12 protein-coding genes and 1 tRNA gene are annotated in these 15,019 nt (G+C 73.5%); 5 read left to right on the forward strand and 8 right to left on the reverse strand.

Annotation, left to right across the window (positions count from 1 at the left end; all coding sequences use genetic code 11):
• Window positions 1-88: 88 nt before the first annotated feature.
• Window positions 89-162: transfer RNA gene (locus tag E1285_RS16320), tRNA-Ile, on the reverse strand.
• Between the two features lie 175 nt (window positions 163-337).
• Here E1285_RS16320 and E1285_RS16325 point away from each other — a divergent pair.
• From E1285_RS16325 to E1285_RS16335, 3 genes are read left to right on the forward strand one after another with little or no spacing between them, the layout of a single operon-like run.
• Entirely contained in the window at window positions 338-1,024 is a 687-nt protein-coding gene (locus E1285_RS16325) for an LppX_LprAFG lipoprotein (RefSeq protein WP_132152852.1), read from the forward strand.
• Window positions 1,021-2,652, forward strand: a complete 1,632-nt coding sequence (locus E1285_RS16330) for an MFS transporter (RefSeq protein ID WP_243722818.1) — start codon at window positions 1,021-1,023, stop codon at window positions 2,650-2,652. Before E1285_RS16325 ends, E1285_RS16330 begins: the two co-directional genes overlap by 4 nt.
• Before the next feature lie 42 nt (window positions 2,653-2,694).
• Window positions 2,695-3,303, forward strand: coding sequence for a hypothetical protein (locus tag E1285_RS16335; RefSeq protein ID WP_132152854.1), 609 nt, complete (start codon window positions 2,695-2,697; stop codon window positions 3,301-3,303).
• Between the two features lie 17 nt (window positions 3,304-3,320).
• Here E1285_RS16335 and E1285_RS16340 read toward each other — a convergent pair whose 3' ends face one another.
• The 7 genes from E1285_RS16340 to E1285_RS16370 all read right to left on the reverse strand — a co-directional run bounded on the left by E1285_RS16340 (window position 3,321) and on the right by E1285_RS16370 (window position 12,318).
• On the reverse strand, window positions 3,321-4,025 hold the full coding sequence (locus E1285_RS16340) for a 3-keto-5-aminohexanoate cleavage protein (protein WP_132152856.1): 705 nt from the start codon (window positions 4,023-4,025) through the stop codon (window positions 3,321-3,323).
• 22 nt (window positions 4,026-4,047) lie between these two features.
• Window positions 4,048-6,015, reverse strand: a complete 1,968-nt coding sequence (locus tag E1285_RS16345; protein ID WP_132152858.1) for a hypothetical protein — start codon at window positions 6,013-6,015, stop codon at window positions 4,048-4,050.
• 43 nt (window positions 6,016-6,058) lie between these two features.
• On the reverse strand, window positions 6,059-7,342 hold the full coding sequence (locus E1285_RS16350; protein ID WP_132152860.1) for an adenylosuccinate synthetase: 1,284 nt from the start codon (window positions 7,340-7,342) through the stop codon (window positions 6,059-6,061).
• A gap of 4 nt (window positions 7,343-7,346) precedes the next feature.
• Window positions 7,347-8,318 (reverse strand): hypothetical protein, encoded by a 972-nt coding sequence (locus E1285_RS16355; RefSeq protein WP_132152862.1) that lies wholly within the window; start codon window positions 8,316-8,318, stop codon window positions 7,347-7,349.
• A gap of 29 nt (window positions 8,319-8,347) precedes the next feature.
• A complete protein-coding gene (locus E1285_RS16360; RefSeq protein ID WP_132152864.1) occupies window positions 8,348-9,379 on the reverse strand; it encodes a molecular chaperone DnaJ in 1,032 nt (343 codons plus the stop codon).
• The gene (locus tag E1285_RS16365) at window positions 9,376-10,209 is read right to left on the reverse strand and encodes an NUDIX hydrolase (RefSeq protein WP_132152866.1); all 834 of its coding nucleotides are present in this window, start codon (window positions 10,207-10,209) and stop codon (window positions 9,376-9,378) included. Before E1285_RS16365 ends, E1285_RS16360 begins: the two co-directional genes overlap by 4 nt.
• Before the next feature lie 159 nt (window positions 10,210-10,368).
• Entirely contained in the window at window positions 10,369-12,318 is a 1,950-nt protein-coding gene (locus tag E1285_RS16370; protein ID WP_243722819.1) for an APC family permease, read from the reverse strand.
• A 360-nt stretch (window positions 12,319-12,678) separates the two neighbouring features.
• Between E1285_RS16370 and ggt the strand changes: the two genes are divergently transcribed.
• Together ggt and cutA are read left to right on the forward strand one after the other, a co-directional pair.
• A complete protein-coding gene (gene ggt / locus E1285_RS16375; protein ID WP_132152868.1) occupies window positions 12,679-14,520 on the forward strand; it encodes a gamma-glutamyltransferase in 1,842 nt (613 codons plus the stop codon).
• A gap of 58 nt (window positions 14,521-14,578) precedes the next feature.
• Window positions 14,579-14,941 (forward strand): divalent-cation tolerance protein CutA, encoded by a 363-nt coding sequence (gene cutA / locus E1285_RS16380; protein WP_132152870.1) that lies wholly within the window; start codon window positions 14,579-14,581, stop codon window positions 14,939-14,941.
• Window positions 14,942-15,019 lie beyond the last annotated feature (78 nt).

Genomic DNA, 15,019 nt, shown 5'->3' on the forward strand with positions numbered 1-15,019 from the left:
CATCGGGGGTCCGGGGGTCGCCCCCCGGGAAAGCATTGCGAAGTCGCGAAGGTCCGCGCTTTCCGCGGACACACCTCGCCCGGCGACGTAGGGCGGGCGGGACTCGAACCCGCGACCGGGAGATTATGAGTCTCCTGCTCTGACCAGCTGAGCTACCGCCCCGAGGCGTCCCCCGGTGACGGTGGGGGCGTTGCCGATCTCATCTTAGCGGTGGGGAAACGGCGACTGCCACAGAGAAATGAGCGGCGGCGTCCCCGCGGGGTCCTACTCGCGGTGGGGCGATGTCATACCTCGTACCGAGTGACGGGTGCGGGTACCCGTCGGTAGGGTCCCGCGTATGTCCAGACGCATCCTCGTCCTCGTTTCCGTGTTGCTGGCGCTGGTTTCCACTGGTGCGTGCAGCGGGGGCGGATCGGACGAGCCCGCCGGGAAGGCGGACTTCGACGCCGCGCAGACGTTGCGGCAGTCGGCGCAGTCCATGGCGAAGCTGAAGAGCGTGGCGTTCACCGTGGAGTCGGAGGGCACGACGCCCGTCATCGTGAAGGGCGGCGACCTGAAGCTGCTCCGCGAGGGTGACGCGGAGGGGACGCTGACGGTCGAGCAGCAGGGCCAGAACGTCGAGATGAAGGTCGTCGCGGTCGGGGACAGCATCTATCTGGACGCCGGGACGGGCGGCTGGCGCAAGGTCCCGAAGGCTCTGGCCGCGAGCATGTACGACCCGTCGGCGGTGCTGGATCCGCAGCGCGGCATCTCCAAGCTGCTGGAGTCGGCGGCGGAGCCGGAGCCGCAGGCCGTCGAGAAGGTGAACGGCAAGGAGACCTACCGGGTGGGGACCAAGCTGCCGAAGGACCGGATCGCGGGCCTCATTCCGGGGATCAACGCGGACCTGGAGGGTCAGGTCTGGGTGAACAAGGCCGACCACCGGCTCGTGAAGGTGCGCGGGGCGTTCCCGGAGAACCAGGGTGCGGTGGTGATCTCGTTCACCGAGTTCGACGCCCCCTACAAGATCAGCGCACCGCGGTGAGGGAGCGTCGCCGGGTCGCGATCGGGGCCGGCGGCGCGGTGGTGATGCTGGCCGCGCTGGACGCCTACGTCGTCACGACGATCCTGGTGCCGGTGGTCAAGGACATCGGCGTCCCGATCAACCGGCTGGAGCGGGTCACGCCCGTCCTGACCGGGTTCCTGCTGGGGTATGTGGCGGCGATGCCGCTGCTCGGGCAGTTGTCGGACCGGTTCGGGCGGCGGCCGCTGCTGCAGGCGTGCCTGGTGTTCTTCGCGGTCGGCTCGGTCGTCACCGCGCTTGCCGGGGACGTGCCGCTGCTGACGGCGGGCCGGGTGGTGCAGGGCGTCGCGGGCGGCGCGCTGCTGCCGGTGACGATGGCCCTGGCGGGGGACCTGTGGGACGAGCGGCAGCGGCCCGTGGTCCTGGGCGCGGTGGGCGCGGCGCAGGAGCTGGGCAGCGTGCTCGGCCCGCTGTACGGGGCGGGGATCGCGGCGGTCATGGACTGGCGGGCGATCTTCTGGATCAACCTTCCGCTGGTGCTGCTGGCGATGGTCGGCGTCCAGTACGCGGTGCCGGGCGGGCGCGGGGAGGGGCCGAGGCCCGGCGTGGACGTGGCCGGCGGGCTGCTGCTGGCGCTCGGGCTGGGGCTGCTGGTCGCGGGTGTCTACAACCCCGAGCCGCAGGAGTCGGCGCTTCCGTCCTGGGGGCCGCCGGTGCTGGCCGCGGGCGCCGCGGTCCTGGTGGTGTTCGTGCTCTGGGAGATCAAGGCGCGCACGAGGCTGCTGGACCTGTCGGGCGTGCGGCGCGGGCCGCTGCTGGCCACGCTGGGCGTGAGCCTGCTGTCGGGTGCGGCGCTGATGGTGACGCTCGTGGACGTGGTGCTGGTGGCGCAGACCGTCCTGGGCAAGGACGCCACGGAGGGGGCCCTGCTGCTCACCAGGTTCCTCGTCGCGCTTCCGGTCGCGGCCGTGGCCGGCGGGATGATCGCCAGGCGGTTCGGCGAACGGTGGCCGATGGCGGCGGGCATGGCGGTGTCGGCGATCGGCTACCTGCTGATCGCGGCGTGGCCGGCGGACCTGGCGAGCGCCTCGTACGGGCCGCTGCCGCGGATGGACACCGATCTGGTGATCACCGGGCTGGGGCTCGGGCTGGTGATCGCGCCGGTGTCGTCGGCGGTGCTGGGGTTCGTCCCGGCGGCGCGGCACGGCGTCGCCTCGGCCGCCGTGGTCGTGGCGCGGATGATGGGGATGCTGCTGGGGATCTCCGCGCTGTCGGCGTGGGGTTTCTACCGGTTCCACGAGCTGACCGCCGACCTGAAGCCGCCGCTGCCGTTCCTGATGTCGGAGGACGAGTTCGCGCGCCAGATGAAGGTCTACAACGCGGCCGTGCAGGACGCGCTGCGCACCGAGTACCAGGAGATCTTCTGGATCACCGCCGGGATGTGCGTCCTCGGGGCGCTGCTCGCGCTCGCCGCCGGCGGCCGTGACCGGAACCGGGACCCCGAGCCGGACGGGGGGCCGGGTGGAGAGCCGGATCCTGGCCGGATCCGGCCAGCGTTTCGGCATACCGGACGCGATTCCGGAAACGATTCGGCCACCGGCCACGTGCCGATCAGCGGGCGCGGGAATATCCTGGGAGAAGATGGCTGACGACCTCTTGCCGGGAGGGCACTCCCCGGGGAGGTGACACAGATGCGCGGGTCCGGCATCGGCCGCGGAGGCGGGCCGCTCACCAGGCTGCGGCGGCGGCTCGGCCTGGAACGCAACGAGCTCCGCCGCCGGGTGGACCGCGTCCAGCGGGCGATCGCCCTCGGGCTGCTCGTGCTCCTGCTGGGCGTCGCGCCGCCGCTGGCCGCTTGGGCGGCGTCCTGGTCCTACGAGGCCGGCGTCCGGGCCGAGAACGCCGAGCGGGCGAACCGCCGGCTGGTCGTGGCGACGGTCACCGCGACCGGCGCGACCAGCTCGTCCGGGGACCGCTACATCCATGAGACCGTCCAGGCCACCTGGCGGGGGGCGGGCGGCGAGCCGCGCGCCGGGACCCTGCCGAGCTGGAAGAACGCCAAGATCGGGGCGCAGCGGAGGATCTGGGTCGACCGCGACGGCGCCCCGACGGTCCGGCCCCGCCCGCACAGCCGCACGGTGACCGACGCCGCCTACGCGGGCGCCGCCGCCGTCCTCGGCTGCGGGCTGCCCGTCCTGCTGGTGTACGCGCTGGTCCGCCGCCGCTGCGACCGCCACCGCTACGACCTGTGGGAGGCGGGCTGGGCCCGCATGGACGCCGACGCGAATCCACGCTCCTGAGCCCCGCCCGTCCCGCGTTACGGCGTGATGAGCGCGCGGGCCGTCTGGACCAGGACGGCGTTGTCGGTGGCCGGAGCCCCGTCGGGGAGGGTGAGCGTGTCCTCCAGGCCGATGCGGACGTCCAGGTTCAGCCGCGCGGCGAGGCGCAGGACGGGCCATGTGCCGCCATCCTCGCCGTGCAGGAGGATCGGGCGGCCGAGCCGGGTGCCGAGATCGTGCAGGAGCGCCTTGGCGGTGCCCGTCGCGGTCTGCGGATCGGTGTCGGCGACCTCGGCGAGGATCCGCCGGACGTGGTGGGCGTGGGGCCAGCGCAGGAAGCGCTCGGCGGCGTCGGTGCCGGAGAAGATGCCCGCCTCGACGGCGACGCCGCGTTCGAAGAGGGTCTCGGCGACCAGTTCGGCGCCCTTCTCGTGGAAGTTCACCGACGCGTGGTCGGGCAGGACCGTCCAGGAGCGGATCAGCGCCGCGCGTTCGCCCGGATCGGGCGCCGTCCACGCGCCCGTGGTGACGCCCACGCCGATCGACGGGGTGGCCGTGCGGACGGCGGTGACGGCCGCGGCGACGTGGAACGCGTCCAGGGTGCAGGCTCCGGCGTCGTCCCTCGGGTGCACGTGCGCGTCCTGCGCGCCGACGTCGGTGGCGGCGCGCACGGCGGCGGCGATCTCCTCAGGTGAGACCGGCACGCCCTCGGTCCGGCTTCCGTTCGGGCAGACCTGGAGCATGGTCTGATCATCGCAGGGCAGGTCAGGGCGTGATGACGCAGGGTCCGCCTCCGCACACGTCCCGTACGGTTCCGGTCTTGAGGAAGATCGCCTTCTGCCTGCGGGCGTCGGCGTCGTTGCGCGGGTCCGAGTGCGGGTCCCGGCCCTCGGACGGCGGGGTGTTGGTGAGGGGCGGATGCGGGGAGCCGCTGTCCCAGACGACCATCGCCGACCCCTCGTGGGAGGAGCCGAACGTCGGAATGCCCCAGTACGGAACCTTGTCGGGTTTGCGGCCGGGCCTGACGGCCGGGGCGTGCAGGCGGGCGCCGATCGTGCGGGCCTGCACCTCGGCGGCCACCGGCGCGACCTGGTGGTCGCCGAACGCGACGTGCATCAGGACGCGGTGCTCCGGCGTGCCGGGCAGCGGATCGTCCGTCATGTGCCAGGCGTAGCCGTTGGCCTCGCCGCGGTCCCACAGCATCTGGATCAGCGCGATGCCGATCTGCTGGTCGAGCTTGTCCGGGTAGAACAGGTCGAGGACCTGCCCGTACTGGGGGAAGTCGGAGCTGCGGTTGAGCAGCGTGCTGTAGTTCATCGCCGGCACGCCGAGGACTGCGCGGCGGATGTCGGGCGACACGGCGGTGAGCGCGCCGCCCATGATGCCGCCCTGGCTGTTGCCGTCGAAGGTCAGCTCGGCGCGGGTGTCGATCAGGGACGCGCCCGAGCCGTCCTGGAAGGCCTTGTGGCCGGCGAAGCCGCGGGTCATGGCGCGGCCGAGGAAGATGAAGTTCAGCAGGCCCTGCTGCGTGCGGTCCGCGACCGTCTGGAAGCGGGTGAGGTCGGCGAGCGCCGTGACGACGTTGGGGACGTCCTCCTCCGACATGCCGATCCACTTGGTGGCGCAGAAGACGAAGCCGTGCTCGCCGGCCATGGCCTTGACGTTCCCGGCGCCGACCTCGTCCTCGCCGCCGAGCAGTCCGTGCCCGTAGAGGGCGGGACGGGCCGGTTCCTCGAACGCCGATCTCGGGATCTCGCACTGGAACGGGACGGCCTGGGAGTTGCCCGGCAGCCGTGCCGGCTTCCCGTCCCGGCCGCGGTGCAGCGCCGATCCGGGCAGGCCGCCGTACTGGTCGAGGTAGCTCGGCGCCCAGACGATCCCCTTGACCTCGCGGGCGATGTGGTCGTCGACGTCGTCGGTCACCTGCGTCACGAAGAACGACGGCGAGCGGTCGCCGAGCTTCCGGAGCGCCTCGTCGCGCATGTGGAGCATGGGCCCGGCGAGGCTCTGCCCGCTCGCGACCGTGAAGTCCCAGGCGAGGTAGAGGCCGTCGCGGCTCACCCCGTGGCGATCGAGGGCGGCGAGGACCTGCCGCGTGTCCCGCTGCCGCCCGTGGAGCGGGTCGCCGGGCGGCAGGCCCGGTCCGAGGATCCTGGCGAACGCGTCGTTCGGCTCGATCCGGTTCCCGGACGCGTCGCGCAGGTCGCGGAGCGCGACGGCGTAGCGGTGTCCCTCGCGGAGGTTCCTGGCCGGGCGGACGATGAGCGCCTTGCGGTCGTCCGGCGCGTTCGCGTCCAGTTCCGCCCAGTACGGCCAGCGTTCCCCGGTCTCGGTGTCGACGATGACGATCGGGGCGTCGTCGCGGAGCGAGGAGCCGATGTCGGTGACCGGCGCCGCCCCGGTGCGGGTCAGGTCGAGGCCCGGGACGCGGCTGAGCAGCATCGATCCTGGGGAGAAGCCGTCGGCCCGGTTCCACTCGTGCGGCCGCACCGGGAGGCCGGCCACGTTCTTCAGCGTCGTGCGCAGGTGGACCCGGCGGCCCGTCGGCGTGCCGGAGTCGCGCACCGTGTGCCAGTCGTTCGGGAACGGCAGCAGGCAGGCGGCCGGGTCGATGGGGTCGCAGCCGGGCCCGGCGCCGGCCGCCGCGGGCGGCACGGCGGGCGGGACGGCCAGCAGCGCGAGGGACGCGACGAGCGCCGTGACGGCCGAGAACGTGCGCTGGGGGAGACGCACCGTCCACCTCCGGAAGATCGGCGGGGTTCAGCAGATCTTGAACTCAGCCGGCGCCGAGGTCAATGGGCGTCCGGAGGTGGCCAGGACGTTTATCGGCTGCGGACGGCCCGTGGGAACGCAGCACGACCGGGGTCCGGAGGACGTCCTCGATCGTCTCCGCCGCGCGGCCGAGCGGCGCGTAGACGGGACGCGCCCGGAGCAGGCGGCGGGTGAGGGCGGCCTGGCGGTCCAGGTCGGGCGGGCCCGTCTCCAGGCGCCCGGCCCGCTCGCCGTCCATCTCGTAGGCCAGGCAGGCGCGCAGGTCTGGACGTGCCCCTGCTACGTCCAGATGCGTGACCGCCAGGCCGTCCGCGCCGCCCGCCACGTCCAGCGCGTAGCGGAGCGCGACCGCGTCGAGGTGGCCGGCGCGGAACGCGCCCTGCCAGCGGCCGGCGCCGTTGTGCGGTTCGGGCAGGTCCGCCGTGAGCACCGGGTCCTCGGTGACGAACGGGCCGGGGCCGTGGCGGGTCGCGTACGCGCGCAGCACCCCGAGCCGCGCCGCCGGCTCGCCCGCCTCGGCCAGCAGCGTCTCCGCGTTGGCGAACGTGGTCGTCGACCAGGTCGTGTACGGGTGGAAGCCGTGCCACTCGTCCAGCAGGACGCCCTGGGCGCCCTCGAAGACCACGTCGCCCGTCCGGAGCAGGCCGTGCAGGTGGTCGCCGCCCACGGTCGCGACCCGTTCGGCGAACGCCGTGAAGGCGCCGGCGCAGGCATCGACGTCCGGTACGTCCCCGCCGGACGGGAAGGTGTCGCGGTACCAGTCGTGCAGCGCGGCGAGCCGGCGCCGCAGCCGCGCGGGCGACAGGCAGTCGCCCACGCGCGGCGCGCCGCCGTGCGCGAGGGCGTAGGACGCCGTCTCGCCGATGCCCATCCCGCACGACCCGTGCCGGTCCGCGCCGCGCGCCGACTCCCGCGCGCGGTTGGCGGCCCGGTGGTACGGCGTCGTCAGCAGCGCGTCCCGGTCGGCGGTCAGGCGGTCGAGCGCGTCGCGCACGCCCAGCGCCCGCAGGTGGTCGGCCTCGGAGGCCAGGGCGAGCGGGTCGACGAGCATGAACCGCGACAGGTGCGTGCGGACGCCGGGCGTGAACGTCCCCGAGCCGAACTGGGCGAACGTGTGGTGCCGCCCGTCCGCCGTGACGACGTTGTGCGCCGCCTGCGCGCCGCCGTTGAACCGGACGACCGCCACGACAGGGCTCGTGGTGCCGGACGCGGCGGAGCACAGGTGGTCGACGACCGTGCCCTTGCCCGCGTCCCCGAAGCCGAGGTCGACGACGATCACGTGTCCCATGGGCTCAGAGGCGGGTCGTCGCGGACGGGCCGGCGGTGCCGAGGCCGGGCGGCGCGGACGACACCGCGACCGGCGCGCGGGACGAGTCCAGCCGGGCGAGCGCCCGCGACACCGACGCGCCCGCGTCCGAGCCCGCCTCCGACAGGTGGTCGAGGCCCTCGTCGAGGTCGATGGCGTCCTCGGCGAGCCCGATGGTCAGCGCGATCGTCTCGCAGACCGCGTCGAGATCGTCCAGGTAGAGGACGTGCTGGCCGAGCAGCCCCCGCCAGAAGTCCCTCAGCTCGCGGCTGCCGGCGTGGTAGGCGCCCTCCGGGATGATGAAGTACACCTCGTACATCCGCTGCAGTTCGCGGACGATCCCGGCGACCGGGACGTCCTCGTCGAGCTCGTCCCCGATGACCTTCGCGACCTCGCGCCGCTTGATCTCCGGGTAGGCCAGCTCGTCGCCGATCATGAACAGGTAGCCGCGCTTGCCGCGCTTGTCGAAGCAGTCGATCGCGGTGTGCCGGGCCATGAAGTACATGGCCAGCTCGTAGGACTCGCGCATCTGGCCGCCGCCCCCGCCTTCGAGGAGGATCTTGCCGAGGTCGTCGTCCATCCGGTTGTCGGCCTCGAACTGGCCGACCTGCAGCGGCGCCCGGTCGCAGGTCGCGTCGCCGACCGCGCCGAACATGATGTGGGGGTGCTCCACGTAGCCCTTGCGCAGCAGCAGGCCGAGCAGGTCGGGGAGCTTGGTCTGCAGCGTCCGCGGCACGTGCCCCATCGAGCCGGTCACGTCGAACAGGACGCCGATCGCGAGCGATTCGGGGTGGTCGTCGGAGTCCCGGCTCTCCCGGACGGTCACGCCGCGCGGGTCGAGGTCGGGGTGGACGGTGGTGGCGCCGCCGTCGGAGTAGGCGAACGCGCTGGCGCCGGAGGACGCGCGGTAGCTCGCCTGCGCGGCGTAGACGTCGGTGGACCAGTTTCCGCTTCCCATGGTCGTCTCCTTCGGTTGGGGCGTGGCCCTCAGTTGGGCGTCGGCAGGTGGAAGGGGCGGAAGCGCCGCGGGCCGTAGAGCTTCTCCAGGAGCTCGTCCAGTTCGGCCAGCAGGCGCCAGGCGTCGGAGGGGCGCCGGTTCTGCGCGGGCAGCGTGCAGCCCCGCGCGAACGTGCGCATCGCCTTGGGCGCCTTGTCGCCCATCAGGTCGGTCATGCACCGGGTGGCCATGTAGATGTCGGTGGCCGGGCTCGCCGGCCGCCGTCCCGGAACCTCGGGCGGGTACCGGTCGGCCTGGCGGGCGACCATCGCGGGCACCCGGCCGCTCGGGTCGGTGGCCGCGTAGCGGCCGGGAACGGAGTAGCACCAGTCGACCAGGACCAGCCCGTGCTCCTCCGGGTGGATCATCACGTGGTCGGGCAGCACGGCGCCGTGCAGGACGCCCGCGCGGTGCGCGAAGCCCAGGCCGGCCAGGAGCCGCCGCCACATCCAGGCCACGTCGCGCGGGTCGGCGCCGCCGGGGAACGCCTTCCCGACCGTGGCCAGGCTGTGGAACCCGTCCAGCGCGGCGATCGCGTTGACCTGCCGCCGCGCCCCGGTCGCGGAGTCCCGGTGCCGGAACGACTCGACCAGCCGAGGGACGTACGGCAGGAACTTCCGGTCGCCGTCCTCGGGAAGCTGCCGGAGCGCCACCGCCTCGCGTTCGAGCAGGTCGCCGTCGCGGGGGTCGCGCGGCATCTTCAGCATGACGTCCCGCCCGCCGTCCCCCCGGCTCGCCCTGTACAGCTGGGCGAGGTCGCCGCCGATCGCGTCGCCGTCGAGCCGGTACGCGTGGCGGCGCGTCGTGATCAGGGTGGCGTCGTCCCGGTTGTAGGTGCGCCAGAGCTCGTTCAGCCTGATGAACGCGTCGCGGGTGCGGCCGCCGGTCGCGTCCGGGTGCAGGAGCCGGGCCAGCCGCCGGTAGTGCCGTGCCGCCCCGGCCTCGTCGTCGCCGAACAGGTCCGCGGGGACGCGCGCCCGGTCCAGCCGCGCCAGCGCCTCGCGCAGTCCGTGGTCGCTCATCTGATCTCCTCCTCCCTGCCCGGCCGCAGGAGCGCGGGATGGAGCAGGCGGGCGTCGCCGGCCCGGTAGAGCTTGGGCCGGGGGCCGCCGCGACGGCCGCCCCGGTCGGACGTGGCGCCGGTGCTCTCCACGAACCCGGGCACCGACAGGACCTTCCGGTGGAAGTTGCCGGCGTGCAGTTCCTCGCCCCACACCGCCTCGTAGACGGCGCGCAGCTCGGGGACGGTGAACTCGCCCCCGCAGAAGGCCGTGGCGAGCGGGGTGTACTCCAGCTTCCCGCGCGCCCGCTCCAGCCCGTCCGAAAGGATCCGCGCGTGGTCGAACGCCAGGCGGCGGGTGGTGCCCGGACGCTGGTCGCCGGACTCGGCCAGGCCGAGCGCGTCCACCGGCACCCACGCCGCGTCGGCCGCGTCCCCGCCCGCCTCGGGGTCGGGCAGCTCCGGCGCGAACGCCAGGTGGGCGACGGAGATGACGCGCATGCGCGGGTCGCGGCCGGGGGAGCCGTAGGTTCCGAGCTGTTCCAGATGGACGCGGCCGAGGACGCCGCCCTTGGCGCTGAGCCCGGTCTCCTCGGCGAGCTCCCGGACGGCCGCGGCGGGCAGGTCCTCGGCGTCGGTGCCCTGAAGCGGCCCGCCCGCCTGGACGAATCCTCCGGGCAGCGCCCACATCCCCTCGTACGGGGCGCCTCCGCGCCGCACCAGCAGCACGTGCAGCGCGCCGTCGCGGATGGTGAGGGCCACGACGTCGACGGTCACGGCGACCGGGTCGTAGTCGCGCGGGTCGTAGCTCGCGAGGAACTCGCTCTCGTCGCGCCTCGGGTCCGGGGTCATCCGTGCCTCTCCTGCCGATCTCATCCTGAGTTAATCTCACATTGAGTTCATCTCGATATGAGTGCAACTTAGTTCAGGCGGTGCCCGTTGTCCAGTCCGTTTCCGGACACGGACGAGGGCGCCGCCCCCGGATGGGAGCGGCGCCCTCGGAAGGCGGACTCAGCGGCGGTGCCGGCCGCCCGGCGGCGGTTCCTGGCGTTCCCCGTCCTGCGGAGGGCGGCCCTCGTGCGGTCCCGGACCGTAGGGATCCGAGCCGTAGGGATCCGAGCCGTACGGGTCGGGGCCGTACGGGTCCGAGCCGTACGGGTCGGGGCCGTGGGGATGCGGGTCGCCGGGCGTGGCGGGGTCGGCGGCGAACTGGCCGCCGGGCTGCCGCCCCGCCGAGTACCGGCCCGTCGGGTACGGGCTCTCCGGGTTCACCGGCCCGGGGCGCGGGTCGCCCGGCCACGGACCCGTCCCGTACGGCTCGGGAGCCGGGTACGTGCCGACGGGCTCGACGCCCGGCGGGTACGCGGCGGCGCCGGGGGGAGGCGGGCCGGCGGGCGGACCGCCGCCAGGCGGCGGCGCGGCCGGCAGGACCGCGGCCGGAGGTCCGGGCGGCGGCTCGTCCAGCAGCAGCCTCATCTGGCTCTTGCGGCGCCCGTAGACCAGGTACAGCAGCACTCCGGCGGCCATCCAGACCGCGAAGTAGCCCCATGTCTGGACCTTCAGGTTCACCATCAGCCAGCCGACCGCGAACATCGTCAACATGGCGGTGAGCGACGCCGCCGGCACCTTGAACGGGCGGTGCAGGTCGGGCTGGGACTGGCGCAGCACCAGCACGGCGGCCGGGACGAACAGGAACGCGAACAGCGTCCCCATCACCACGAGCTGCTCCAGCGTGAGGACGTCGATCGTCTGCGACGTCACGACCGCCGCGCCGCCCGCCAGCAGCGTGGCGCGGGACGGCACCCGGTAGCGGCTCATGGACGCCAGCGGGCGCGGCAGCAGCCCGTCGCGCGACATCGAGAAGATCACCCGGGTCAGGCTGATCAGCACGACCAGGATGACGGTCGTCAGGGCGAGCACCACGCCCACGTCGACGACCTTGCCCATCGCGCCCGCGCCGACCGAGTCGAACGCCGCGGCGATCAGCAGCTTGTCCGGGTCGAGCGCGGCGAACCCGTCCATGCCGACCATGCCGACCAGCGCGACCGCCACCGCCGCGTACAGCACGACGGCGGTGATGAGGGCCGTGAGGATGCCGCGCGGCACCTTGCGGGGGGCGTCCTCGGTCTCCTCGGAGGCGGTCGCGATGAGGTCGAACCCGATGTAGGCGAACGCGATGGCGGGCGCGGCCGCGATCAGGCCCCAGACCCCGAACACCTCCGGGGTCCCGCCGCCGGCCAGGCCGAGCAGGGCGTCCAGGACCGTGTGGTCTCCCTCGGGCGCCGGCCGCGCGGGCGGCAGGAACGGGGTGAGGTTCCCGGGGCTGAAGAACCGCAGACCGGTGGCGATGACCAGCCCGATCACCACGACCTTGGCCATCACCATGAACCACAGCGTCTTCAGGCTCATCCGGCTGCCGGTGGCGAGCATCAGCACGACCAGCAGCAGGATGAGGAGGGCGAAGAGGTCGGGGCCCTGCTGCTGCCCGATCAGGTCGCCGAGCCACCCCGGGATCGGCACGCTGAAGCCGTTCAGCGCCTGCGTCGCGTACAGCGACCAGACCCGGGCCAGCACCGACGCGGCCAGCAGCAGCTCGAGCACCAGCGCCCAGCCGACGATCCACGCCCACACCTCGCCGAACGCGACGTAGCTGAAGGAGTAGGCGCTGCCCGCCACCGGGATGATCGAGGACAGCTCGGCGTAGGCGAGCGCGACCAGCAGGCACACGCCCCCGGCGATCAGGAAGGAGACGAGCACGCCGGGCCCGGCGGTCGCGGCCGCCTGCTCACCGGCGATCTTGAAGATGCCGGAGCCGATCATGACGCCGAGGCCGAGCACGACGAGGTCCCGGGTCCGGTAGACCACGCGGAGCCGGTGCCTGCCGCCGTAGAGCCTTCCGGTCGCCCGCTCCACCGGCAGCCGCCGGAACATGTTGTTGCGCATGCGCATGTCCCAGGTCATAGGTGATCTCCCCCCAGGCCGCCCGGCCGGGGGCGCTGAACCCGCGCCGCTGATCGCGAGATGGTTTGCCGAAGCCCCTAAGAATTCACCAGGTGCGACCATAATCGCAACGTTCGGCCGCGGATCGGTGCCGCCGATCTATTGGCGGATAGTGCCAAACCGCCTGGTGGTGGCCCCGCACTGGCGACGTGGAGCAGCGCCCTAATCACGCTGGGCACACACCGAATCGGTTTCTAATGGAGCGTTCCGGACCGAATAGGCCCGGGATTTCCAATACAGAAAGCGCTTTACGATCTTTGTTGCTGGCGCCGGACGAAGATCGATGGCACCGTGGGGTCGCCGCGTTCATCTGGAGGTCCGGTGCTCCGCTCCCCGTCGTCACGCCGCACGGCCGTCGTGGCCGCGCTCGCCACCGCCGCGTCCCTGACCGTCTCCGCCGCCCCCGCCCCCGCCGCCGCGGGGCATCCGCGCCCGCCGGGCAAGCAGCCGGTCGCGACCGGCTACGGCGGCGCGGTGTCGACGGTCGACCCGTACGCCAGCCGGACCGCGCTGGAGGTGCTCGAGCGCGGCGGCAACGCGATGGACGCGGCCGTCGCGGCCGGAGCCACCCTCGGCGTCACCGAGCCCCACGTGGCGGCGATCGGCGGCGGGGGCTACATCACCTATTACGACGCGAAGACGCGCCGCGTCCACGCCCTCGACGGCCGTGAGATCGCGCCGGAGCGGATGAAGCAGGACGCCTTCATCGACCCCGCCACCGGCGAGCCGCTCCCGTTCGACGAGGCCGTCACCAGCGGGCTCGGCGTCGGCGTGCCCGGCACGCTCGCGCAGTGGGACCTCGCCCTGCGCCGGTTCGGCACCCGCGACCTCGGCCGCCTGCTGCGCCCGGCGATCAAGATCGCCGACCGGGGGTTCGTGGTGGACCGGGAGTTCCACGACCAGACGGCGGCGAACGCGGAGCGCTTCCGCGACATCGTCCCGACCCGCGAGCTGTTCCTGCCGGACGGGCGGGTCCCCGCCGTCGGCTCCGTCTTCCGCAACCCCGACCTCGCCGGCACCTACCGCGAGCTGGCCAGGCGCGGCACCCGCTGGTTCTACGAGGGACGGCTCGGCGGGGAGATCGCGCGGACGGTCGCCGACCCGCCGGTGGACCCGGACGCGAGCCGCGACGTCCGTCCCGGCCTGATGGGACCGGGTGACCTCGACGCCTACCGCGCCCTGGTGCGCGAGCCCACGCACGTCTCCTACCGGGGGACGGACGTGTACGGGATGCCGCCGTCCTCGTCCGGCGGCACGACGGTGGGGGAGGCGCTCAACATCATGGGCGGCTTCCGGCTCGACCGGCGGGATCCGGCCACGGCCCTGCACTACTACCTGGAGGCGTCCAAGCTCGCCTACGCCGACCGCGGCCGCTACCTGGGCGACGCCGACAAGGTCGACGTCCCCGTGGACGCGCTGCTGTCGTCCGGGTTCGCCCGCGAGCGCGCGTGCCTGATCGAGCCGGACCGGGCCGCCGCCGCGCCCGTGGCCGCCGGCTCGCCCGACGGCGACTACGAGCGGTGCGTCCCGCCCGGGACCCGGACCGGGCGGCTGGCGCGCGAGGGTCCGCAGACCACCCACCTCGTCGTCGCGGACAAGTGGGGCAACGTCGTCTCCTACACCCTCTCGATCGAGCAGTTCGGCGGCAGCGGCATCACCGTCCCCGGGCGGGGCTTCCTCCTCAACAACCAGCTGACCGACTTCTCCTTCCGGCCGCCGGACCCCGGGCAGGCGCCCGACCCGAACCTGCCGGGCCCGCACAAGCGCCCGCGGAGCAGCATGTCCCCGACGCTCGTGCTCCAGGACGGGCGCCCGAAGCTGGCCCTCGGCACGCCCGGCGGGTCGACCATCATCACGACCGTCCTGCAGATCCTGATGAACCGCGTCGACCTCGGCATGGACCTGCCCGCCGCGCTGAACGCCCCGCGCGCGACGCAGCGCAACACCCCGCAGGTGTTCGCCGAGCAGCCCTTCATCGACGCCTACGGCCGGGACCTGGCCGCGCGCGGGCACCGGCTGGAGGTCTTCCCGGGCCCGCCGGCGGGCGTGATCGGCGCCGCGACCGGCCTGGAGATCCTGCGGCACGGGCTCGTGCAGGCGGTGGCGGAGCCGGTGCGCCGGGGCGGCGGCAGCGCGCTGGTCGTCCGGCCGGCCGGGCGGTGACCATGTCCCGGAACGGCCCGGTGGCGTGCGCGAACGGTGAAAGGGAAGGAGTCGTGCCATGGCCCACTCTTTCGTTCAGGTGACGACGACGACCGACTCCCGAGCCGAGGCGGCCGAGCTGGCCAAGTCCGCGGTCGCCGAGCGGCTCGCGGCCTGTGCCCAGCTCGTCGGCCCGATCGCGAGCACCTACTGGTGGGAGGACGAGATCGAGTCGGCGGAGGAGTGGATGGTGCTCTTCAAGACCTCCGTCGACTGCTTCGAGGAGCTGGCGTCCCTGATCACCGAGGGGCACTCCTACGACACTCCGGAGATCATCGCGACGCCGGTGGTGGCGGGCAGCATGGACTACCTCGCCTGGATCACCGAGCAGACCGAGGCCGGGGAGCACGACGACGCCGTCGAGGACGATGACCAGGACTGATCGTGTGACGCGCGTCAATGCGGGGTAAGTTTTCCGTCACCGCGACCGGGCTGCCGGCCGGCCGCGGCGACGGAAGGC

Source organism: Actinomadura sp. 7K507 (genome assembly GCF_004348425.1).
Lineage (GTDB): Bacteria > Actinomycetota > Actinomycetes > Streptosporangiales > Streptosporangiaceae > Spirillospora.